Origin of the sequence: Flavobacterium sp. 9 (genome assembly GCF_002754195.1) — a bacterium.
In the GTDB taxonomy this organism is placed as follows: domain Bacteria; phylum Bacteroidota; class Bacteroidia; order Flavobacteriales; family Flavobacteriaceae; genus Flavobacterium.
Window position 1 is genome coordinate 2,646,108 of the sequence record NZ_PEEU01000001.1, and the last position, 24,901, is coordinate 2,671,008.

Annotated in this window: 19 protein-coding genes; 4 read left to right on the forward strand and 15 right to left on the reverse strand. The window is 32.9% G+C overall.

Annotated features, from left to right (window positions below; genetic code table 11):
* Nucleotides 1–14: 14 nt before the first annotated feature.
* From CLU81_RS10870 to CLU81_RS10880, 3 genes are all read right to left on the reverse strand, one after another.
* Complete coding sequence (locus CLU81_RS10870) at nt 15–3,170, reverse strand: exodeoxyribonuclease V subunit beta (protein WP_099709818.1); 3,156 nt, start codon at nt 3,168–3,170, stop codon at nt 15–17.
* A gap of 142 nt (nt 3,171–3,312) precedes the next feature.
* The gene (locus CLU81_RS10875; RefSeq protein WP_099709819.1) at nt 3,313–3,912 is read right to left on the reverse strand and encodes a lipoprotein signal peptidase; all 600 of its coding nucleotides are present in this window, start codon (nt 3,910–3,912) and stop codon (nt 3,313–3,315) included.
* 121 nt (nt 3,913–4,033) lie between these two features.
* Nucleotides 4,034–4,249, reverse strand: coding sequence for a hypothetical protein (locus CLU81_RS10880; RefSeq protein ID WP_099709820.1), 216 nt, complete (start codon nt 4,247–4,249; stop codon nt 4,034–4,036).
* 180 nt (nt 4,250–4,429) lie between these two features.
* Here CLU81_RS10880 and CLU81_RS10885 point away from each other — a divergent pair, with 180 nt between their 5' ends.
* Nucleotides 4,430–4,786: a roadblock/LC7 domain-containing protein gene (locus tag CLU81_RS10885; RefSeq protein WP_099709821.1), complete on the forward strand. Its 357-nt coding sequence runs from the start codon at nt 4,430–4,432 to the stop codon at nt 4,784–4,786.
* Nucleotides 4,787–4,820: 34 nt separating this feature from the next.
* Nucleotides 4,821–5,201, forward strand: a complete 381-nt coding sequence (locus CLU81_RS10890; RefSeq protein WP_099709822.1) for a hypothetical protein — start codon at nt 4,821–4,823, stop codon at nt 5,199–5,201.
* Between the two features lie 250 nt (nt 5,202–5,451).
* On the opposite strand, the gene CLU81_RS10895 is transcribed toward CLU81_RS10890, so the two are convergent.
* From CLU81_RS10895 to gdhA, 7 genes are all read right to left on the reverse strand, one after another.
* The gene (locus tag CLU81_RS10895) at nt 5,452–5,832 is read right to left on the reverse strand and encodes a TraR/DksA C4-type zinc finger protein (protein ID WP_089352199.1); all 381 of its coding nucleotides are present in this window, start codon (nt 5,830–5,832) and stop codon (nt 5,452–5,454) included.
* Nucleotides 5,833–5,841: 9 nt separating this feature from the next.
* Nucleotides 5,842–9,243 (reverse strand): isoleucine--tRNA ligase, encoded by a 3,402-nt coding sequence (gene ileS, locus CLU81_RS10900; protein WP_099709823.1) that lies wholly within the window; start codon nt 9,241–9,243, stop codon nt 5,842–5,844.
* A gap of 204 nt (nt 9,244–9,447) precedes the next feature.
* On the reverse strand, nt 9,448–11,367 hold the full coding sequence (locus CLU81_RS10905; RefSeq protein ID WP_099709824.1) for a hypothetical protein: 1,920 nt from the start codon (nt 11,365–11,367) through the stop codon (nt 9,448–9,450).
* Between the two features lie 56 nt (nt 11,368–11,423).
* A complete protein-coding gene (locus CLU81_RS10910) occupies nt 11,424–13,316 on the reverse strand; it encodes a PQQ-binding-like beta-propeller repeat protein (protein WP_099709825.1) in 1,893 nt (630 codons plus the stop codon).
* A gap of 128 nt (nt 13,317–13,444) precedes the next feature.
* Nucleotides 13,445–14,158, reverse strand: a complete 714-nt coding sequence (gene recO / locus CLU81_RS10915; protein ID WP_099709826.1) for a DNA repair protein RecO — start codon at nt 14,156–14,158, stop codon at nt 13,445–13,447.
* Nucleotides 14,159–14,292: 134 nt separating this feature from the next.
* Nucleotides 14,293–16,575, reverse strand: a complete 2,283-nt coding sequence (locus tag CLU81_RS10920; protein ID WP_099709827.1) for a T9SS type A sorting domain-containing protein — start codon at nt 16,573–16,575, stop codon at nt 14,293–14,295.
* 218 nt (nt 16,576–16,793) lie between these two features.
* Entirely contained in the window at nt 16,794–18,137 is a 1,344-nt protein-coding gene (gene gdhA, locus CLU81_RS10925; protein WP_099709828.1) for an NADP-specific glutamate dehydrogenase, read from the reverse strand.
* A 301-nt stretch (nt 18,138–18,438) separates the two neighbouring features.
* Between gdhA and CLU81_RS10930 the strand changes: the two genes are divergently transcribed.
* On the forward strand, nt 18,439–19,233 hold the full coding sequence (locus tag CLU81_RS10930; RefSeq protein WP_099709829.1) for a glutamate dehydrogenase: 795 nt from the start codon (nt 18,439–18,441) through the stop codon (nt 19,231–19,233).
* A gap of 84 nt (nt 19,234–19,317) precedes the next feature.
* On the opposite strand, the gene CLU81_RS10935 is transcribed toward CLU81_RS10930, so the two are convergent.
* Nucleotides 19,318–20,460: a cystathionine gamma-synthase gene (locus tag CLU81_RS10935; protein ID WP_099709830.1), complete on the reverse strand. Its 1,143-nt coding sequence runs from the start codon at nt 20,458–20,460 to the stop codon at nt 19,318–19,320.
* A 105-nt stretch (nt 20,461–20,565) separates the two neighbouring features.
* Here CLU81_RS10935 and CLU81_RS10940 point away from each other — a divergent pair, with 105 nt between their 5' ends.
* Nucleotides 20,566–21,309: a DUF3298 and DUF4163 domain-containing protein gene (locus CLU81_RS10940; RefSeq protein WP_099709831.1), complete on the forward strand. Its 744-nt coding sequence runs from the start codon at nt 20,566–20,568 to the stop codon at nt 21,307–21,309.
* A 119-nt stretch (nt 21,310–21,428) separates the two neighbouring features.
* Here the strand turns inward: CLU81_RS10940 and CLU81_RS10945 are convergent, their stop codons facing one another.
* The 4 genes from CLU81_RS10945 to CLU81_RS10960 form a co-directional block, all read right to left on the reverse strand.
* The gene (locus tag CLU81_RS10945; protein ID WP_099709832.1) at nt 21,429–22,580 is read right to left on the reverse strand and encodes an ATP-binding protein; all 1,152 of its coding nucleotides are present in this window, start codon (nt 22,578–22,580) and stop codon (nt 21,429–21,431) included.
* Between the two features lie 79 nt (nt 22,581–22,659).
* Complete coding sequence (locus CLU81_RS10950; protein ID WP_099709833.1) at nt 22,660–23,049, reverse strand: four helix bundle protein; 390 nt, start codon at nt 23,047–23,049, stop codon at nt 22,660–22,662.
* Nucleotides 23,050–23,085: 36 nt separating this feature from the next.
* The gene (locus tag CLU81_RS10955) at nt 23,086–23,838 is read right to left on the reverse strand and encodes an SDR family NAD(P)-dependent oxidoreductase (RefSeq protein ID WP_099709834.1); all 753 of its coding nucleotides are present in this window, start codon (nt 23,836–23,838) and stop codon (nt 23,086–23,088) included.
* 186 nt (nt 23,839–24,024) lie between these two features.
* A complete protein-coding gene (locus tag CLU81_RS10960; protein WP_099709835.1) occupies nt 24,025–24,900 on the reverse strand; it encodes an aldo/keto reductase family oxidoreductase in 876 nt (291 codons plus the stop codon).
* Between the last annotated feature and the right edge of the window lies 1 nt (nt 24,901).

Consider the following 24,901-nt stretch of genomic DNA (forward strand, 5'->3'; position numbering starts at 1 on the left):
TCTGATTAATTTTTTCACAAATTTACTACATCGATTTCTGTTCCTATATATACCAGCGCTTTTTTTAACACTTTGTACCCTAAATCTTCAATAGCATCCTGATATTCCTGAAGTTGCTGTGCATATTTAGAATTAACTGCTCCGGTTTTATAATCCAAAAGATAAGCTTCATTATTCTTTGTCAATACAATTCTGTCCGGTTTTAAAATTTTCCCTTCCTTTTGAACTATTGTCTGTTCGTTTAAAATCAAATAATTTCCATCAAAACAAAAACTCAATTCAGAGTGATTTACAATTTCCTGAAGTGTTTTTGAAACCATTTCTACCTGATCAACTTTAATCAAACCATTTTCAAGGGCTTTTGTAATTGCCAAATCCACATCAGATTTATCTTTGACAAAAGCCAAAATCTCATGCACAACATTTCCGTAAGAAATAGCTTCTTGCTGATGCGTTCCCCACATTAAAGCTTCTCGCTGCGCAATTTTTATATTCTTCGGATTTAAAACTTCTGAAACTACAGGAATCGGTTTTACTAAATCTACAGATTTACTTGAAGCCGAAAGCCTTGTCTTATTTCCGAAATCATATTCTAACTTCTCAGGATCGTAAACTCCTTCGCTAATTAAATATTTAATAAAGAAAGAAGCCATGTTATATGGAAAATCACCATCTTTTCGTTCTTTTATCGATTGAGAAATCACATACAACTGTTCTTCTGCCCGAGTCAACGCAACATACAAAACATTAACATTATCAAGCAATTCCTCTTGCTTCTTCAAATTAAAAACCGCTGATGCACTTTCTCCAAAACCTTCAACCGCACTACTATTATCAATTAAGGCTTTTGGAATATCCAAACCTGAATCTTCTGTATCCAGCCACAATTTATCTTTTGGCTTTCGATTATAATCTTCTTCTGCGAAAGGCATAATAACCACAGGAAACTCCAAACCTTTTGACTTATGAATGGTCATAATTCGAACAGCATTATTCCCTTCTGGGGAAGGAATACTAAATCGCTCTCCGTTTTTATCCCAAAAATATAAAAAATCAGCTATTCCTGCCTGATTTCTAATATCTCTTTCCAGAACAATATCCAGAAAAAACTGGATATATGCATTTCCTTCCGAAGGAAGTACAAACTTTGAAATAATAATCTCAACTGCTTCGTACAATGATTTTTTACGAACGTCTTCGAAAGAAAGCGAAACATCAAAAGTCAAAAGCCATTTTTCGAAATCAGTTTCAAACTTTTTTGCCATTCCCATCGCTATAAAATCGTGGATTGGCATATTTGTTTCTTTATGCGTTGCCAAAAAATGCAAAAAGTTAGCTTTCGATTCTAAATCGGCGCTATTATTTAAATATTTCAATAAGTAAACAATCAACCGAACTTCGGTCGCATTTTGAATCATCAAGGTTTCCGAAGACAAAAGCGGAATATTCTGTTCTGTCAAATAATTAGCAATTGCAATTCCCTGATCTCTTTTACGAGTTAAAATTACGATGTCTTTATATTCAAAACCTTCACGAATTACTTTTTGAATTGTATTTAAAGTTGCCAAAACATACAAATCTGATTTTTCAACTACTTCTTCGTCGTCTCCTTCATTTTTTTCAATTATTGGCAGAAAAGAAATATTTACAAAACCACCTTTTTTCGAGTTTGAATTCTGAAAACTATGATTTTCATACAAATCCTTATAATCTTCGTTCGAAAATTCAGCTGCAATTAACTTAAAAAAGGCATTATTAAAATCAATTACTTCGCTATAACTTCTATAATTTGTATCGAGATGTTTAACTACTTTTTCATGATTAAAAAAAGAAGTTTCTTCTTTCCCTAATTCGATAAACTGCTCAGCCTTTCCTCCTCTCCATCGATAAATAGATTGTTTTGGATCTCCAACGATCATCAAAGTACCTTTGTTTCCAAAATCATCTTCCCCCGAAAGCGAGTTATGTATAAGCGGAATCAAATTCTGCCATTGCATTTCTGAAGTATCCTGAAATTCATCAATAAAAAAATGACGATATTTCTCCCCTAAACGTTCATAAATAAAAGGCGCTGGTTGATTCTGAATTTCACGATGGATAATCGCATTAAATTCAGAAATTGACAAAACGTTTTGTTCTGATTGAATTTTCGCTAACTCATTACTTACAGTATTCAGAAGAGAAAGCGGTGTTATATTTTTTAGAAAGGCTTTATAGAAATCTCTCTTTTCGAAGTTTTTATAAATTTTCTCCAGAATCTGAAGTAGTTCCGGAATTATATTTTCGATTAAAGCTCTGTCTTTAGCAGTTTTATTAATCGCAATATCATCGAATTCATGAAAGGTTTTATTTCGGGGATTAAATTTCCCATCACGAATACTTTCTAAATGATTCGGAAAAGTTCCTCGGGAAAATGATTTTAAATCAATTCCGTTTTTATCAATTAAAGAAAGTGCTTCTGTTGCAAAAGTTTCATTTTCAGATTCCAGATCTTTACACAGAACTAGCATTTTCTTTTTTATTTCGACAAATTCTTCGATCGATTTATCCTGAAAATGCAAAATCTCATTTCGATTATTTTCATTTAAAACCAATCTTCCGGTTTCCAAAATTTCACGCGAAACATCCCAACTTTTATCGTCATCGGTTTTTTCCATTGTGAAATCAATCAGCAACTTTGTCAAAGTTTCATCTTGTCCGGCCTGAGCGATAATTGCATCAACGGCTTCGATTAGTAAATTTTCAGTATCCAATGTAACTTCAAAAGTCATTGGCAAATTTAGATCGTGCGCAAAAGCACGTATCACTTTATGCGTGAATTTGTCGATTGTAGAAATATCAAAAGCAGCATAATTATGAATAAGATGCTTAATAATACTTTGCGATTTTGTTTTGATTTTAATTACCGAAAGTCCTGTATCGCGAGACAAGTCTTCCATTAAATCGACTGCTTTCGCAGAAGGCTGTTCTTTGGCAAACTCAGACAAGCTTCCAACAATACGGTTTTTCATTTCATGAACCGCTTTGTTGGTAAAAGTTATGGCGAGAATATTTCGATAAGCATCATTTTTGGGAGACGAAAGAATAATTTTGAGATATTCCTTAACCAATGTATAGGTCTTTCCCGATCCTGCAGATGCATCATATATAGAGAAAGACGGACTTTGCATAAGTTTGGTTTTTCGTACGGTAAAAATAACACAATAAATATTAAAACCCAATTATGTAAAATTCCAAATTCCAATATCTGTAAGCAATGAACGCTTCAAATATTGGAATTTGGAATTTATATTTTAGATTTTTAAAACCTAATTATGCTGTTTTAGGAAATGCTCTTTTATTAAAAACCAATAAGATTCCAACTCCTGTTGAAATCGCCATATCGGCTACATTGAAAATTGCATTGAAAAAAGCAAAATGTTTACCTCCAAAAATCGGTAACCAAGTTGGCAAATTCCCTTCCCAAATAGGAAAATAAAACATATCTACTACTAATCCATGAAACCATGATCCGTATGGAGTTGGCGAGAAAAGAGTTGCTAAACTATGTGTACTGTCATCGAAAATCACTCCGTAAAACACAGAATCAATAATATTTCCTGCTGCACCGGCAAAGATTAATGCAATAGCAACTATCAAATAAGTAGAATGACGCTTTTTTATAGCATCAGCTAACCAATATCCAATTCCGAAAACGGCGAAGATCCTAAAAACTGTCAAAATCAATTTACCGTATTCTCCGGGAATCTTTGTTCCCCAAGCCATTCCTTCATTTTCAATAAAATGAATTCTGAACCAATCAGCAATAACAACTTCTTCACCTAAAACAAAGTTTGTTTTTACATAGATTTTTGAAAGCTGATCAACAATTAAAACTAAGAATATAAGGAAATACGCTTTTCGTAATGTCATTTTAAATTTTTTTGATGCGCAAAAGTAACAATTTAATCAAAAAAAACGCCCCTTATGGAGCGTTAATTCTTTTGTAATAAAACCAAACCTGTATTGTTCAGTTTTAATTCTATACTATATTCTATTTTTTAACAACTGCTTTAGCTGGTGCTTTTGGACTATCTGCAAAGAAATCCGATATCGACTTAAGCAATCCCTTGCCTTCTTTTCCGGCAGTTGCTTTTTTGGCCTCAGCCTTTTTTACATCAGCTTTGAACTTGATTCGTAATTTTTCAAATTCTTTCATTCTACTCTCAACATCAAAGTTCACCTCTTTAAATTTCAATACTTTAGCCATAGTACAAGTTGTTTATAGTGAATAAATAAAATCATTCATAATTGGGTATTACAATAATACATAAATTAATTTAAATTTGTTAATAAAAATTAACATTTGTTTAGCTAAAAAAGCTATATTTATCACACCAAACATACAAAAACGAATTATTTTTAATCACTCTCCTAAATCCTACAAAATATGAATGAAATCACAACCACCTTGAACGATTTTTTAGTGAACACAAAATCCAGCGCTGCATTAATTCTAAATGGAAAAGGAAAACTAATCACTTCTCTTCACTTGGATTACGGAGACAGCATTGCAGCAATGAGCGCAGCAATCTTATCGATGAGCGAGAAATTCTTAATCGACTTAGATAAGGGAGCACTAAAACAACTCTTCCTGAAAACCTCTGAAGGAGTTGTAATTGGAAATAAAATAAGCGGCACAAATTTTATAATTGCTTTTTCCAGAGACGGAAGCAATCTGGGCTTATTAATGCGTTCAACAGATGAAGTAGCAGCCGAACTAAGCAAAAATTCCCTATTAAAATAACATAAATCTATTAACCCAACAAACCCACTAAACTATGAGTAACGACTTCTTAAACGTGTTTTTAAATGAAATGAAAACTAACGTAAACGGCTTTATTGCAGTAGCTGTAACCGAAATTGAATCAGGACTAAGCTTTGGAAATCTAACAATAGACCCAGGTTTTGATCCTGAACTTGCTGCAGCTTACAACCTTGAAGTTGTAAAAGCAAAATTAAGCGCCGTAAAAGCCTTAAACCTAAATCAGGAAATCGAAGATATTTTGATTACATTATCAAATCAAATTCATATTATCGATATTTCTCCTAACAAAAAATTCATGATTTATCTTGCGGCAGATTCTACAAAAGCAAATTTAGGAATGACGAGAGCTATTTTAAGAAAACACAAATTAGACTTAGAGAAAAACCTAGCGTAATAAACTTCGTTTTTTATTAATTAGAACTGTTCAGATTATGAACAGTTCTAATTAAAATATACCCTTCCACCCGCAATCTTCCTGCGTTTCGATCTTCTTACAAAAACACATACTCTTTATTTTGGCTTATTTGTAATAATTATAAATAATTTCTTTCAAAATAAAAAAACCCAATCTTTAAACAGTTTCGTAAAACATTAAACAAAAAAAACGCCCCTAAAAGGAGCGCTTATTTGTATTTAGAAGTAGATTATCGTTGTAAGTTTTTAGCTTCGATACTCATTGTAGCATGAGGAACGATTTTAAGCCTTTCTTTACCAATTAATTTACCTGTTACTTTGCAAATACCATACGTTTTGTTTTCAACACGGAATAGAGCGTTTTTTAAGTCGCGTATAAACTTTTCTTGTCTAATTGCTAACTGAGAGTTTGCTTCTTTAGACATTGTTTCGCTTCCTTCTTCAAATGCTTTAAAAGTTGGAGAAGTATCATCTGTTCCGTTATTCAAATCGTTCATGTAAGCACTTTTTATTAAATCCAGATCGGCTTGTGCTTTTTGTATTTTAACTTGAATTATTTCTTTGAACTCTGCTAAGTCAGCATCAGAGTATCTTGTAATTTCATCTATCATGGTATTATATTATTTTGAAATTAATATCAATGTTTTAATATCATCAAACTCAATTTCTGTGCCGTTTTCTAAAGCGTCCACAAAAACCAAATCATCTGTTAATGTCTCAGACTTAATATAGTCTTCATTTTTTAGAACCGCATCTTCTAAGATACCATTCCTTTTTATTTGAACCTTAATTTTATCGGTAACCTCAAATCCGGAATCTTTACGGATATTTTGAATCCTGTTTACCAGTTCTCTGGCGATTCCTTCGCTTTTTAGTTCTTCCGAGATTGTAATATCAAGCGCAACCGTAATTCCGTTTGAATTTACAACCAACCAACCTTCAATATCCTGCGATGTTATTTCGACGTCTTCTAGTGATAAAGTTACATTATTTCCAGCAATAACAATATCTAGCGTGCCTTGCTTGTCTAATTGATTAATCTGATCTGCCGAAAAAGATTGTATTTCTTTGGAAATCAGACCCATATCTTTACCAAAACGTGGTCCCAGCGCTTTAAAATTAGGTTTAATTTGCTTTACTAATATACCAGAATCATCGTCTAAAAGTATAATTTCTTTAACGTTTACTTCGGCTTTTACAAGATCAGAAATAGCTAAAATTTCAGCTCTCTGATTCTCGTCAAGTACTGGAATCATTACCTTTTGCAAAGGTTGACGTACTTTAATCATTTCCTTTTTACGAAGCGATAAAACCAAAGAGGAGATGGTTTGCGCTTTCTGCATTTTGCTCTCTAACGTTTTATTAACAAAGTTTTCGACAAATTTTGGAAACTCAGCCAAGTGAACACTGCTATATTGCTCAGATTCTGTCGAACTTGTCAAATCCCGGTACAATTTATCCATGAAAAAAGGAGCGATCGGAGCGCTTAATTTACTGATCGTTAACAGACAAGTATAAAGCGTTTGATAAGCTGCAATTTTATCGTGAGCATATTCACCTTTCCAGAAACGACGACGACATAAACGAACGTACCAGTTACTTAAGTTTTCCTGAACGAAATCAGAAATAGCTCTCGCCGCTTTTGTTGGTTCGTAATCTTCGTAACATTCGTCAACAAATTTTATTAAAGAATGTAATTCAGATATAATCCATTGATCGATTTCCGGTCTTTCGTTTAACGGAATTTCCGCTTCAGCGTATTTAAACCCATCAATGTTCGCATATAACGAAAAGAATGAATAGGTATTATATAAAGTTCCGAAGAATTTACGACGAACCTCAGCAATTCCTTCAAGGTCAAACTTTAAGTTATCCCAAGGATTTGCGTTCATAATCATATACCAACGTGTGGCATCCGGACCAAATTCTGCAATGGTTTTAAAAGGATCAATAGTGTTCCCTTTACTTTTAGACATTTTTATTCCGTCTTTATCTAAAACCAAACCATTCGAAACTACATTTTTATAAGCTACTTTATCAAAAACCAAAGTTCCGATTGCGTGTAAGGTATAAAACCATCCACGAGTCTGATCGACACCTTCAGCGATAAAGTTCGCCGGAAAATCTTTATTCTCGTCAATTTTATCTTTGTTTTCAAAAGGATAATGCCATTGTGCATAAGGCATTGCTCCAGAATCGAACCAAACATCAATTAAATCACTTTCGCGTTTCATTGGTTGTCCAGAAGCCGAAACTAAAGTAATTTGATCCACTACATTTTTATGCAAGTCGATTAAATCATAATTTGATTCAGCCATATTTCCGATTTCAAAACCTTTAAACGGATTTTCTTTTTGAAAACCTGCTTCGATAGATTTTTCAATCGCATTGTACAATTCTTCTACAGAACCAATAAGAACTTCTTCTTTTTTGTCTTCAGTTCTCCAAATTGGCAACGGAATACCCCAATATCTAGAACGAGATAAGTTCCAGTCGTTGGCATTTTTAAGCCAATTCCCAAAACGTCCTTCACCAGTAGACTTAGGCTTCCAATTGATAGTTTCGTTCAGGTCGAACATTCTATCTTTTACATCGGTTACTTTTATGAACCAAGAGTCTAGTGGATAATATAATAACGGCTCATCAGTTCTCCAACTGTGTGGATAACTATGTACGTATTTTTCAACCTTAAAGGCTTTATTTTCTTCTTTTAATCGAATAGCAATTTCAACATCGACAGAACGCTCTGGCGCTTGTCCTGCATCATAATATTCGTTTTTCACGTATTTACCAGCTAATTCACCTAAATGTGAAGTGAATTTTCCTTGTAAATCTACTAATGGAACTGGTGTTCCGCTTTCGTCAAGAACCAACATTGGCGGTACTTCCGGCTTAGCTTCTTTTGCTACTTTAGCATCATCAGCACCAAAAGTTGGAGCAGTATGTACAACTCCCGTTCCGTCTTCTGTCGTAACGAAATCTCCGGCAATTACTCTAAATGCGTTCTCAGCATTTTGATAAGGTAATACGTACGGTAATAATTGCTCGTAACGAATCTCTACTAAATCAGCTCCTTTTGCTTCTGCTAAAATTTTGTACGGAAGTTTTTTATCTCCTTCTTTTACATTATCAAAATCAGCATCATCTTCACTTAGGAAAAATCCTTTTCCGAATTGTTTTCCAACTAAATTCTTAGCCAAAACAACATTGATTGGCTCAAAAGTATATTGATTGAATGTTTTTACTAAAACATAATCGATTTTTGGTCCAACTGTCAAAGCTGTATTCGATGGTAATGTCCAAGGAGTTGTCGTCCATGCCAAAATGTGAATATCACCAAAACCTTGTAAAAAGCTTGGCAAAGTTTCCGGCAAAGTTTTGAATTGTGCTACAATCGTAGTATCTGTAACATCTCTATAAGCTCCAGGCTGATTCACTTCGTGAGAAGACAATCCTGTTCCTGCTTTTGGAGAATAAGGCTGAATTGTATATCCTTTGTACAACAAACCTTTATCATAGATTTGCTTCAAAAGCCACCAAACAGACTCCATATATTTTGGTTTGTAAGTAACATATGGATCTTCCATATCTACCCAATATCCCATTTTTTCGGTCAAATCATTCCATACGTCAGTATAACGCATTACGGTTTTTTTACACGCTTCGTTATATTCTTCAATAGAAATTGTTTTACCAATATCTTCTTTTGTAATTCCAAGTTCTTTCTCCGTACCTAATTCTACAGGTAAACCGTGAGTATCCCAACCGGCTTTTCTTTTTACCTGAAAACCTTTTTGAGTTTTATATCTGCAAAAAATATCTTTAATCGCACGTGCCATCACGTGGTGAATTCCCGGTAAACCATTTGCTGAAGGCGGACCTTCAAAAAATACGAAAGGCTCTGCTCCTTCGCGAGTAGTTACACTCTTTTCAAATATATTTTCTTTCTTCCAAAAATCAAGTACTTCTGACGCTACTGTTGGCAAGTCAAGTCCTTTGTATTCAGTAAATTTTGTGCTCATTTTATCCTTTTCTTAAACGAGGTGCGAAAGTAAGGAATTTTGGATTATTGACCATCAATTTCTTGAAATTTCACAAACTTTTGTTGAGATTATAGATACAAAAACAAAAGAATTGATTAGTTTCCGGTACTTATCTCATTTTTTTGAGTAAATAATCCTAAAACTAACCAATTCTCTTTATTCTTTTTTTCTGAATTTAAAAGGCTATTTAAACCCTCCGAAATAAACTTCTTTCATAAAAATTCTATTTCCAAAAACAGCATTTACCTCAACTTTTTCACGGCTTTCCTGATAGAAAGTATCTCCGTAAAAATCTTCAATTTCATAATTGATTTTATGCGGAATCTTTCCTGAATTTAAAGCTGCTATAGGACGATAATCTTTAAACAACTTTCGCTCGAAAAAACTTTTGTTTCCGTCATCAAATTCTGTTCTTTCCGTTACAACAATCGAAAAATTCTCTTTGTCTACAAAAAGATGATAATCCGTTTTAGGAATCGTTCTATTACTTGCATTCAAAGTTTTTTCGAAATAATTAAAATGATAACACAATTTTCCGTCAACCATTTCGTCTTGCTGAAGCTCTAATTTGTTCCATAAGTCAAGTCTTAAAGCGCTTAAAAAATTAACCGGATCCAGATTTGTCGAAAGATTACCGTAAGTATACATTGGTAATTTTGCCCATTTTGCCTCAACTCCACTTTCGCGATCGCTATGACTCCATGCTTCTGGTCCGTTTACAATTTCATAATAAGTTTCAGGCATTTTCTTTTTCAACAGATAATTTGTCGTTGTCGCCCATCTTTCCTCTGTTTGAGGAATATTACTTTCTTCAAGAGTTAGTTTCGATAACAAATGTGTTTTCTCAACTTTTTTCAAAACATCGCTTCCGCCTAAATTAGCAATGATTTTCGCCAACAAATCCGGATTAGATTGATACGCGATAGAATCAAGCATATTCTCACGCTGAATTTTGCTTTTTTCTAAAGCTGCTGCTCTATTTTCTTTTTCAATATTCCAATCTGCTTCCTGGCGATCGATTTTTTCAAAAAATGCTAATCTCAATTCTTCTTTTTCTTCCTCAATTTTTAAGCCCAGCTTTTTAAGATCTGCAAAACGAGTTGTGTGATTTCTTATTTTTTTATCTACAAAATTGGCTTTATTAACTCTTTCGATAATTGTGGATCCTCTTGAATCTAGCTTATCATTTTCGATCAATAAATTAGCAAACTGCAAAGCTTTTTCTTTGTTTTCAAGTAAAAAATAAGTTTCAGCCAAATTGTTGGTAACAATAAAACGAATGTCTTCATTTGCCGGAGAAAGCGGATATTTTACCAATAAACTTTCTAAATACAGCAAATGTGGCGCAAGCAATTTTTCGTCAAGACCTTTTTCAAGAGTTACTTTCTCCATTTGAGCCATGATTTCCGTCTCAAAAGCAAGAATTTGTTTGTATTCCGAATGTCCTTTTGAAGTCACAAATTCGAACCTTTCTTTAGATATATCAGTTGTATATCCGAATTTATAATCTAAAAACTCCTGAATTCTTCCTGCTGCCTGATAAATAACATTATCAAATCCAAGTCCTACACTGCTATAATCTGATTCTTTGACTGCGGCTCTTATTTTTTTATCATTTTCTGAAGCTGCAATTTTCATAGATCCCAGACTACTTCCCACACTTATAGAATAGGATTCTGAACCTCCAAAATCTTTAGTCAATAGAATTTTATCTCCATATTTAACATCAAGTTTTACATTCGTCAAATAATTTGAACGTGCGCTATAAACCCATTTGTTTTCTTTCTTATCAAATGTACTATCAATATTCATTTGCGTATATCTGGGCATCGCAAAGGTCAAATACAATTTAAGCTTCCCATTTACAGGATCTTTTATAAAACCATTAATATTAAAGTAGTTCTTCTTTAAATTAGTTTCTTCTTCTTGCAAGCCTTTATCCATTTGATAAAAAGCCGTTTGTGTTAATACATTATCAAGAGCTTGAAATTCTGAATATCGAATTACGGGAATTTTAAATTTCTTCGTTTTTGAGCTTATTTTTTCTTGCGCCTGAATTGAACCAATTACAAGCAAAGCAATTAAGAGTAACGTTTTTTTCATAGGCAAAAAAAAAGCCATCAGAAACAACTTCTGATGGCTTTAGAGTTTTAATTTTCTTATTTTTTATTGAAGATTTGAATAGATTTATCAGACACATAAAAAATATTTTGTGTCGCAGGATCTACTTCATAAACTGGTTTGTTGTTTGTGAAAATAATTTTATCAACCTCAACTCCATCTACTTTACTCACTTTTACAAGAATTTTTTCTCCTGTTTCTGCTTTAGCAAAAATATAAGAGTAGTCTCTGTTTTGTTTCATAGCATTAAAACGAGAATTAAATTTAGCCGCTACAATTCCCAGAGCTGCTGATCCTGCTGCATAATTTTTTGCCTGATCCATATTCTTCTTATCTTCTGGCACTAAAACAGTAGTTCTCATATTTCCGCTAGAGTCGCGGTATGTCATTGTCACCTCAGAACCTTTAAATTCGCTTACACCTGCTCCAACTCCTAAACCGATACTTCCAACAATGGCAGCACTTTTAAGAAGACGTCTTGTTCCTTCTCCAGGTTGTGAGTATGTAAGGTGATATTTAATTGTACCATCCATATTAACTCCCATAACCTCAAGTGGTCCAGAAAGCACAACTCCCCAAGGGAATAATTCAATACTGTTTAATTCTTTTTCTTTTTTGATATTTACTTTAGCAAATGGTTCTGGTTTGTCGCTAATACTTGGATCAAATTTGTATAATTTCTCGTCATTATATACTAAGTAAGAATTTGTAGCTTCATCATAAGTAGGCAAAACCGGACGATCTTTGTCAAACGAGATATTACGTTTCCAAAGTTTAACTCCTGTTTTGTAATCTACCATGTTTCCGTAAGTTCCTGTAAGGTACATTACTTTTTCACCAACTTTTCCTAAGTAATAAATTGGATCTTCTTTATCATCAGAAATTTCGATGAATTTTTTCCAAAGTTTTTCTCCGTCTTTGTTGATCAACATCATTTCGTTTTCAGCAACATATAAGAAATCCTGATCGATAGGAATTACTCTTTTCAATCCATCTCCACGTGCATCTTTTTTCCAGATTTTTTCTCCTGTTTTTAAGTCAAAAAAGTTAAATCCGCTGTAATGAGCAACTAATATTTTTGTTCCCCAATCTTCAAGATAAACAACTCTTTTTGTTTTGATAGATTCTTTCCAGATACTTTTTCCTGTTTCTGTATTCAAAACATTCAAATATTGTTTTGTCGAAAAAGTTCCAGTGTTGTTTACAACAACAATGTTTTTATCATTTTGAGTTAAAAAGAATTTAGAATAATCTTCTTCCCCTTTCCAGTTCAACTTTCCTGTCGCTCTGTCAAAAGAATATAATTTTCCGTATAATAAATAGTAAATTACTGATCCGTGAACTGTAGCAATATTTGTATTTACTGACTCTTTGAAAGAGAAACTAAATAATGATTTTGCTTTGTCTACAGTAGTATTCCATTTTAATTCGCCAGTTGTCATATCCAACAATGCGATTGCCATATCTCCATCTTTTTTCAAAGTAAGCAAATACTCATTTGTTTCAGGAATAAAATCTGATTGTGTTACCCAAAAAGATTCTTTTGATGAATTATAAACTACTTTACCAGTATCAGTATTAATGATCATGTACTTACTATTGATGTAAGCTTCAACATAAGGACTTCCGACAACGTTTGTTAAAGAACTTTTATCCGCAAAAAGTTTTGTAAGATCTGTGTCAGCTATGATATCCGCTGCTGATTTACCTCCAAAATCCTCTTTGGTCAAAGTCCAAACCACTTTTTTAGTTTCAGGATCCAAACCTTTTATAGTTGCCCCTTCTTTAAAAACAACAATTCCTGTAATTCCGTTCTGTACCAAATCCTGTACAGCACTGTCTGTGTTCACGATTTCATCATATTTCCTTTGTGAAAATGCTGAAACGCAAACTAATAAAAGCAAAAAAATCGAGAATGTAATTTTCTTCATAGTAGTCTTTTTCTTAAAAAATTAATATTTTTGGGTATGGTTTTGTTGTTGAATTAACTTATTAAAGGAGAAAAACATTAACATTTAATAAAATTCAACGCACAAATATATAAAAATAGGAATCGGTTTTAAGAAAATATTTCTCGCAAAACTTCCAGTGATTTTGGTCTTTTAAAACCGTCTAAATGGAAGCTGTAATAATCGATTAGAATTTTCAATAAAATTTGTCTTTCGGCCACATTAAAGACTTTTTGGTCGTTGTCGAATTTTAAATCAATTAGTTTTTTAAACACATTGGTTTCGTGTTCTGTAAGTGCGTTAAAACCATGAAAAGGTATAAAAACACCATCGATCATTTCGAAATGAGGAAGATCAATTTCTGAAACATCAGGATAGAAACCTAAATATTTGGTGGCTTCTAAAAGTAGAATTAAATGAAAATTAGAAATTTCGTCATGATGGTCAAGCCAAGTTAAAGCGGTTTCTAAAAAAATAAATAACGATTCGTTCTTTTCTTCTTCCTGAATTGAATAATGCAACATTTCGGACAGAAACATTACCATTGTACTTTTTATCAAATCAGTATGAATACTCTGAAACGGAACTGCAGATTTAATTTCTTTGAAGTTTTCTAATGTACCTTTGTTTTTATGAACGGCTTCGATCTCAAGAATAGACAAAGGCTGGAAATAAGCAATTTTCTGGCTCGCTTTCCGACTCGAAAAAGCATCGCGCACAAAATAAGATTTCAAGCCGTTTGAAAGCGTAAAACATTTTACGATCAAACTTTTCTCCTGAAATTTTAATGCCGAAATTACTATTGCTTTGGTTTTGACTAACAATTTTTGTTTTGTTTATTTTGTTTCAGGTTTCAGGTTTCAAGTTTTCATCGAGACTGAAAACTGAGACCGGCAACTATCGAATAATCATGATTTCTTATACTTTAAACAATTATCTAATTATCTCAATTGCCACATTATCTAATTATCATGACTTTTTTAACCTTAGTTTCACTTCCGTCTTGTGCAGAAATAAAAACCATATAAACTCCTGAAGCTACTTTATATCTTCCAAAAGCGGTTGTGTCCCATTCTATTGTTCCGCCTGTCGAAGTGATTTCATAAACGAGATTGCCTTCGATATCTGTGATTTTAACATTGGCTTTATCAATTAATCCTGCCACTTTTACTGTTCCCGAATAAGTTGGGCGAACTGGATTTGGATAAATATATACATTGTTCAAATCTTCATTTGCCTGTGTTGCAATCCCTTTAAAAGCAATCATTCCTTTATTTGTTGCAATAAAAACTTCGCCACTTACACTATTTATTTTAATATCATTTATAGCATTACTTGGCAATGGTGAATTATTTATAGTAAAATGATATTTTGTTTCCTGACCATTTGGCGAAACCATAAAAACTCCGGAATCGGCTGTTCCAATCCATTTATTATTTGATCCATCTACCGCAATAGAAGTGATAAATTGCTGATATAATAATTCCTGAGCCAGATTATCTTCCATTATAATAATAGGATTCGCTTTTAATTGACTTTCAGATTGAAAACTTCCAACATTAGACAAAACCCTCAATCCATTTGTAGTTCCTATCCAAAGCTGATTTTTAGTATCAACCGCTACAGATCTAACATCTGCTGAAGGCAAATTTCCTGAATCAGCTCCCAAAGTCATTTTTTTGAATGCATTTGTACTTTCATTAAAAGCAATCACACCATCTCTATTGGTAGAAATCCATTTGGTGCTATTTTTATCAATAGCGATATTTGAATAACTAACGTCTTCCGGTTTAGCCAAAATTGTACTTGTATCATAACTTTGCCATTGTCCATTTGCTTTAAAAACCTTTAAACCGTTTTTAATTCGGCTATTGGTTATCCAAAGATTTCCGGATTTATCAAAAGCATTTCCGTTGATTCGAACATCTTTATAATCTGGTCCGGCATAAGTAAGACTTTCAAGACCGCTGTTTTTTTCATTATATAAAAAATTAGGCACATCATCTTCAATCTTTACTAATCCTGAAAAAAAAGAACTTGCATAAACTTGTTTTTCATTCTTGGGATTAATCAAAATACGTGTTATTGATTTTGCATCATAAACTTCTGAATAAGGAATATTTAACCAACCAGAAGAATTATATCTACTAATACCGTAAGTATCTAATGGATATGGATCATAAGAAATATTATAATCTCCATAAACAGCCCATAATACATTTGGAGAAACATCGAAAGAAAAGATATTATTTCGAACTGGTCCCGTAGGCGTATTATCTACAAAAGCAGAAACTCCTGCAAGCGTCGAAGAGAATAAACCTTTTTCTTTTGTTCCGATGAAAATCATATCGCCAACAGCAGTAGCACAAGTAAAATTTAGACTATTATCCAAAACTTGTGCATTTGAAATTTGACGATTCAAAACCATTTGATTGTTATAAACGTAAACCGAATTTGGTATCGTAATAAACAAATTGTGATTTTTTGCTCTCATATCTACAGAAGGCTGTGAAAGCTGCAGAAATCCAACAAATGTATTGGAGTTGAAACGATGAATATATCCCGCTGAATTTATTGCGATAAGTTCTGTATCAAAAGCTTCTACACTTGACCAATCGCCAGGATTCACAAGAAGCCATTGGTTGAAATCAATTAAATTTGCGTTTGTACTATCTGCTTTTTTAATTCCGGTTGAAGTTGCTGCGTAAATAAATCCATTAAAAAAAGTGGTTTGTTTTACACTGGTTTCTGCGCCATTGTCTCCAATAAAATAAGTATCTCCAAATTGCGAAGTTGTCAAATTGAATTGTACTATTCCAAAATCGCATGAAACATAAAGCAAACCATTATGTTCCATAAAATTATTAATTCTTTTTATGCTTGGCGATAATTGTTTGTTAATGATATCGACAACTTTCAGCATGCTTCCGTCGGTTTCGTTGATTACAATCATTAAACCGTTTTCATAACCAACAATAGTTTTTTTGAATGCATCGCTATGATAAACCGCCGAAATAGTCTGACCCGAAAGTCCATCGATTGTCGTAGTTGTTTTGACAACATTTGTAGCCGAGTTTTTAGAGAACAAAGCATTCTCTGAAGCAGCAAAAACTGTAGTTGAAGATTCTGAAATATCTTTTATTTCGTTAAACGAAAAATAACCTTCCCAAGACAATTTACTCTGAGCGAAATTAAATTGAAACAGTAATAAAAATAAAATATACAGAAACTTATTCTTCATTATTTGACATATTCAGATAGACAAATATACTACAAACGAAAGTATTTGATTTTTGTTCTACTTTAAATAAAGTTCTTTTTTGAACCTTTAATAGATTAAGAAGAATTATTCTTTTCTTAATAATGAACAAACTGCATCTATGGATTTAACACAAAATTAAAAAAGCCTTCATTTTTCTTTGCGAAAAATGAAGGCTTAAAAAAAATCTTCAATTAAAATTATACTACACCTTGTGCAAGCATAGCATCGGCAACTTTAACAAATCCGGCAATGTTAGCTCCTTTTACGTAGTTTACATAACCATCTTCTCCAGCACCATATTTTTTACATTGGTTGTGAATTCCAACCATGATATCTTTTAATCTTAAATCAACTTCTTCACTCGTCCAGTTTAGACGAATAGAGTTTTGTGTCATTTCTAATCCAGATGCAGCAACTCCTCCAGCATTTGCAGCTTTTCCAGGAGCAAATAATACTTTATTATCAAGGAATAATTTAATAGCATCTAAAGTAGAAGGCATATTTGCAGCTTCAGTCACACATAAAACTCCATTATCAATAAGTTTCTTAGCGTCATCACCGTTTAACTCATTTTGAGTTGCACATGGAATTGCGATATCAACTTTTACTTCCCATGGACTTTTTCCTTTATGGAAAACAGCATTTGGATATTTATGAGTATAAACTTCAGCTCTGTTATCTCCAGTTGCTCTCATTTCGACCATGTGCTCGATTTTCTCTCCAGAAATACCTTCTTCATCAAGAATATAACCATCAGGACCAGAAATAGTAACTACTTTTCCTCCTAATTCGTTTATTTTTAAAGCAACTCCCCAAGCCACATTTCCAAAACCAGAAATTGCCACTCTTTTACCTTTAATTTCATGTCCGATAGTACGTAACATTTGATCTGTAAAATAAACAACTCCATATCCTGTAGCCTCAGGACGTATTAAAGAACCACCGTAAGCAAGACCTTTACCAGTTAAAACACCAGTAAATTCGTTTCTGATTCTTTTGTATTGACCAAATAAATAACCAATTTCTCTTGCACCAACTCCAATATCTCCTGCAGGAACGTCTAAGTCAGGACCAATATGACGACATAATTCAGTCATAAATGATTGACAGAAACGCATTATTTCTCCATCAGATTTTCCTTCCGGATCAAAATCAGAACCTCCTTTTCCACCACCCATTGGAAGTGTAGTAAGACTATTCTTAAAAACTTGTTCGAAAGCTAAAAATTTTAAAACTGATAAATTTACAGAATGATGAAATCTGATTCCACCTTTGTACGGCCCAATTGCAGAATTCATCTGAATTCTAAAACCTCTGTTTACAATTATCTCTCCTTTATCGTCCACCCATGGAACTCTGAATATTATAGAACGTTCTGGTTCAGCAATTCTAAGAAGTAAATTTTTACCATCGTATTTTTTTCTTTCTGCAATAAATGGAATTACCGTTTCTGCAAACTCTCTAACGGCTTGAAGAAACTCAGGCTCGTTTGGATTCTTTGACTCTACAAGAGCCATAAACTCATTTATTTTTTGTTCCATTTTGAAATAAATTATTTTATTTTTTTGCTCAATTATGTATTACGAAAACGTTTAGAGAAAACGTTTTCGTAATAACACACAAAGATACAGTAAATTGTTATTTTTTTGCATCTGGGCAGTAGATTTGTTTATTTTTCAAACAATGATTAAAATAACATTTACACTTCTAAGTTTACATCAAATTAACATAGTTAAAGTTAGTAAATTAAGTATTTTATTACTTATTTTCTAATAGCCAAATTTATTGTTTTGAATCGAACTTGTTTTTTATATATTTGCCCTGATTAGAAAGCCCAAAACTATGCTCAAACCTGTAATTATCACATTATTTGCCATCTTTGGCATCTCAACAATTGCGACTGGTCAGTCCAGTTTAGCACAAGAAGTAGGAATAATATTCGGACCTGTAGTTTTTCAATCCGATTACGGCCAAAGAAATAATTTTGATACAAATATCGGAAATACCGGATTTGGTGTAGGAATTGTCCACTTTATAAATTTCTCAGCCAATAACAACAGAGAAAGTTTTTTCACAGAACACTTTAAAGTTAGATCCGAATTATCTTTTAACAAAACCAACTTAGAACATTTTGGTTATTGGGTAGAAAGAGAAAAATTCAAAAACCTCGTACAACATCTTAGAGCAATGCACGGAAGCTCTACTTTAGTTAACCTTGGAGCTCAATTGGAGTATTCTCCGTTTATGAAAATTCATGATTTTGAGAACACAATTGGTGGCTTTAGCCCTTATGTAAGTGTAGGTTTCCAGGTAAGTTACTATAATACCAAAGTTGATTCCAGATTAGGTACTTTAGGACTTCCAGAAAATACTTTTCCAAAATACTTAACTCCGTCAGATGGCCGTCCATATGGTTTCTCTAGTGAGTCAGGTGTAGTCGCCTCTATAACAGCAGGTGTTGGAGTTCATTACAAACTAACAACAATGAGCGATCTGATGTTCGAAGCCCGTTATCAGGGATTTAGTTCTGATTGGGTTGATGGTTTAAATCCTAACAAAGATCTTTATAAAGAAAATAAATCAAACGATTCACAAGTTTGGTTTAATGTAGGATACATTTATTATTTAGAATTCTAAAGAAATCCACAACATAAAAAAAATCCCAAATTCCAAAATCATTAGATTGGAATTTGGGATTTTTACATTTTATAGATTGTTTTCTTATGCTAAAGCTTGCTCTAAATCTGCTATTAAATCTTCAGCATCTTCAATACCAACGCTCAATCGAACAAGATCGTCTGTAATACCAACTTCTGCTCTTTTATCAGCCGGAATAGAAGCGTGCGTCATTAAAGCAGGATGATTTGCTAATGATTCAACTCCTCCAAGAGATTCTGCCAAAGTAAAAACTTTTAGTTTCTCTAAAAACGTAATCGAATCTTCTTTTTTACCTGATTTAAAAGTAAAAGAAACCATTCCGCCAAAAGCTTTCATTTGCTTTTTAGCAATTTCATGAAACGGATGACTTTTTAATCCTGGATAATAAACAGTATCGATTTTAGGATGATTACTTAAATATTCAACTACTTTTTCTCCGTTTTCACAATGTCTTTGTACTCTTAACGAAAGTGTTTTAATTCCTCTCAAAACCAAGAAACTATCCATTGGCCCAAGTGTTCCTCCAGTTGCAAATTGTTGAAAATGTAATTGTTCTCCTAAAGTTTCATCTTTTACAATTAAAGCTCCCGCAATAACATCAGAATGTCCTCCAAGATATTTTGTAGCAGAGTGCATAACAATATCAGCTCCAAGATCAAGAGGTTTTTGCAAATATGGCGTTGCAAAAGTATTATCTACAGCAAACAAGATATTATTAGCTTTCGTGATTTTTGCCACTTCCTGAATGTCTGCCAATTTCATTAACGGATTTGTAGGTGTTTCTACCCAAACCAATTTTGTGTTTTCGTTGATTAATGATTTCAATTTTTCAATATCAGTCATATCAACAAAATGGAACTTAATTCCTGAATCTTTATAAATTCGAGAGAACATTCTATAAGTTCCTCCATATAAATCATCCATAGCAATGATTTCATCTCCGGCTTTAAATGATCTTAAAACACAATCTGTCGCTGCCAAACCAGATGAAAATGCCAATCCGCGCGTACCATTTTCGATACTAGCCAAAGCGTTTTCTAAAGCTGTACGAGTTGGATTTGAAGCTCGGCTATATTCATAATCAGCCAACGGTTTCCCCGGACTAGTCTGAACAAATGTTGAAGTTTGATACACCGGAGGCATAACTGCTCCTGTACTTGGATCATGATGTTGACCACCATGTATTACTTTAGTATTGAATTTCATATAGTTACAAATTTTAAATGCTTAATTGTGGTACAAATTTACCGTTTAATTTATTTTAATCCTGAAACAACTTCTTACCTTTGTATATAATTAACACTTTTTGATATGAGACATTACACTTTTTTAGTCTTTTTGCTTGTAATTCTGACAAGTTGTAGCAAAGAGCTTTCCTTTGAAAATGAAACATTTGAAAAAGAATCGACTATTCCTTGCAAAAATGATTGCCCAAAAATTACCATAGATGTTCCTATCGCAAAAAATATTCCGATAGTAGCAGACAGCATCAATAAAAAAGTTTTTGCTGTAATAAAAGAGATCGTTTATTTTGGCGAAGATCATGCAAAAGTGAATGATTATAAAACATTAACAGCTTCTTTTATTACTTCTTTTGAAGAAATGCACAAGAAATTTCCAAGCGAAACTTTTGGCTGGGAAGGAAAAATAAAAGGAGATATTGTGTTTAAATCCGATCAGATCTTAAATATCAAAATCGATCATTATACTTTTACCGGCGGCGCACATGGTTATCAAGGACTAAGATCTTTGCTTTTTAACACTAAAACCGGAAAAACCATTTTTAGCGATCAGTTATTTAAAGATGAAAAAGGATTTAAGGCTTTCGCCGAAAAGGAATTCAGAGCAAAATATCATATTCCAACAAAAGCCAACATCAATGCGAGCGGATTAATGTTTGAAAATGACAAGTTTCAATTACCTCAGAATATTTTTTATACAGACGAAGGTTTACTTTTATATTACAACTCTTATGAAGCCGCTTCATATGCAGATGGCCCAAAAGAACTTTTATTTCCATATGATGAAGTCAATCAGTATTTGAAATATCAATGATTTTGTTTGAGAAAAAATTTGGCTAAAGCCTATTTACAATACTGAATCATGATCTCCAGCTAAAGCTGGAGCCTATTCAAAAAACCTTTGTCGCTTTGCACCTCTGAACCTTTGTCCCTCTATTTTAAACCTTCTTGAAAATCGTACTTCATCTTTCGAAGAATCCTCAACGCTTCTTTAAAAGATAAATAAATATTCCCAAAAGGTTTCAGAAGCAACTTCGCATCAATTAATTTCTGTTTTGCATCATCAAAACCATTCAAATAACAAATCATAAAAGTCGACGGAAGATTCTCCAGATCTTTTAATTCGCGATCTGATAAAACAATGCCTTTTTGAAGTTTTTGAAGCAAAGCCATATTTGCATTATAAATATGATACAACATTTTTCGGTTGAATTCCGGAGGTTGAAAAAGCATTTCGCGATCAATTTTATAATATCCGTTATCGAAAAAATGAATCGTTTGTTTCTCTAAAGGATAATAACTTGTTTTATCATTTAAACCCAACGGAACATATTCGGTTATCGTAAAACTATCGTCATCAAAAACAATCGTAACAACATCCTGAGCCGAATAAAAAAGTTTAATTTGCTCGTTGATTAATTCAATATCTACGCGGGATAAAAAGGTTTTATCTCTGGATTTTTTAGGAACTCCAGCCCAACAAATTACAAACAATTCTTTAAAAACATGATATTTAGGCGACATGTCTTTGTGTCTGAAATTCATAAAATCTATAACTCCGTCTAACGTATATTGAATACTGTTTCGGGAACTATTTTCGATTCCAATTACGGTTTCTGTATTCTGATAATTCTTTTCGACTTCTCCTTCAATCGGAACCGAGTTGCTTCCTCGCCGAATAAAAACACTATTCGCAACGATCGTATGAATTCCTTTTTTAAAATAAGAGATTTTACTTTTAGGTTTAATCGTTACTAATCCAATCACTTTATCTTTTGGAAGATTCGGGAATGGTACATTTTCATATTGAATTTTAGGAGGATTTTCCAGAAAAGCATTAACAAGATTCTGAATTCGGCTATCGTCAAAAAAGTCATCGCCTACAATTTCATTGTCGTGATCCTCAACACCTACAACTATATAAGAATTATTGGTTGGATTTGAATTTGATAATGCGCAAATGTGTTTCAGGAACTTTCCTTTTCCTTCACGGGAATGCAAATTCAGCTGCCTTTTTTTATCATAAAAACTGCTCTCGTCATTATGAGCGAGGAGATTTTTTATTAAAAGGCGCTTATTGATCATGAAGATATTTTTTATTTTTTATTTCTATTATTTATTTTTCTGATTGCTCAATATTCATTTTCATATTTCAATTTATTAATCAATCGTATTTTGAACCTTTTCTTTCTGAAGCTTTTAAGTAATTCATGAATTTAGAAATCTGATCAATTATACTTTGAGCTTTAATATTTAATTCTAAAAATGTACTTTCATTAATATGTTTTCTGTCAAAACATCTTTGCAACTGAGCCTTTGTTTCGTAACATGAACCTCTCGAGTAACTCAAAAAAGTTATAAATTCTTTGTTACCACCTCGACCAAAACCTTCTGCAATATTATCCATTACTGAACCTGAAGAGCCATTAATCTGTTCTCTCAACTTATAATCCTGACCTAAAGCTGTTGTTAAAATTAAATCCCAAACTTGATTACTTTGTTCTCTTGCCAATTTATAAATTACCATTTCTTCAAAAGAATTATAATTCGCCATATTTTTAATAATAAATAATAGAAATAAATAATACTTTTAATTCTTCTTAACGATTGTTGCCGAAGCCTGAGCTGTTGGTAAAACAATTAAATCAGAAATATTTACGTGATATTTTCTTGAAACTACAAAATGAATAATATCTGCAATATCTTCAGCCTGTAATGCATCCCAACCTTTATACACAGATGAAGCTCGTTCAGAATCACCTTTAAAGCGTACTTCGCTAAACTCCGTTTCTACCATTCCGGGATGAATTGCTCCAACTCTAATTCCGTACGGATTCAAATCCATTCGCATTCCATTACTGATTGCATCAACAGCATGTTTTGAAGCACAATATACATTTCCATTTGGATAAACTTCTTTTGCAGCAATTGAACCAATATTGATAATATGCCCAGACTTTCTTTCAACCATCTGCGGAATTATCGCTTTAGAAACATACAAAAGTCCTTTAACATTGATATCGATCATCGCATCCCAATCGTCAACATTTCCGGTTTGAATTGGATCTAAACCATGTGCATTTCCGGCATTATTAATTAAAACATCAATTGTCGAAAACTCTTCAGGCAAATTATTAATACTATCAAAAGTCGCATTTTTATCACGAACATCAAAAGACAAAGAATGCACTTCTGTAAAAGCCGAAAGTTCTTTTTCCAATTCTGCCAAACGATCAATACGTCTTCCGCAAAGGACAACTTTATAGTTATTTTTAGCCATGATTTGTGCGGTTGCTTTTCCAATTCCGCTTGTAGCTCCAGTAATTAAAACTGTTTTTTTCATTCTTGTTTTTTATTTTTTTTAGCCACAGATTAAAAGGATTATATAGATTTTCCAATCTCTGTGAATCATTTTAATCTGTGGCAAATATTTTTAATTGTACCAAATTTTAAGAATCGGTATTAATCCGTTTAATCTGTAAAATCTGTGGCTAATATTTTTTAATTGCATTTAGCTGAATACTAAAAATTAAGCTACATCGTCGCCCATACTTTCTGTCCAGATTGCAAACCAGTCTTCTTTGTCCATTTCTAATTCAACAGCTTTCATTAAAGATTGAATTCTGGCAACATTTACTGTTCCTGCAATTGGAATAACTCCTGCAGGATGTTTTAAAATCCAGGCTAATAAAAGCGTATCAGATCCAAAACCATATTTTTGAACCAACTCAGCAAACAATTTTTTTAGACGACGTGTTTTTTTCGTGTCTTCTCTAAAAACTGTTCCAAGCGGATTCCATGACAACGGACGAATTCCGTGTGTTTGCATATAATCTAAACTTCCATCTGTCATTGCTTCAAAATGTGTAGCCGAAAATTGTACCTGATTATAGCTAACTTCTGTTTTCTGACGAATTAATTCGGTTTGAGAACTTGTGAAATTTGAAAGTCCAAAATCAATAATTTTTCCTTCCGATTTTAATTTTTCAACCGCTTCAGCAATTTCATCCGCTTGCATTAATGGACTTGGTCTGTGCAATAAAAAGACATCAACATAATCTGTTTTCAACTTCTTTAAAGATTCCTCAACAGACCAAATGATGTAATCTTTAGAATAATCGTAGTATTTGATTTTGTTCTCCGGACGTTTTTCAGCAACCATCTGAATACCGCATTTGGTAATTAATTGTAATTTTTCGCGGGCAATCTTGCTGGCTTGAAATGCTTTTCCAAAATCAGCTTCAGTAGTATAAGCACCGTAAATGTCGGCGTGATCAAAAGTTGTAATTTTGTTTTCGATACTAATCTGTATCATATTTTCCATTTCTTTAAGTGTAAGGTTTTTATCCCAAACTCCCCAATTCATAGTGCCCGAAATTATAGGCGATAATGTTGTTTTACTCATG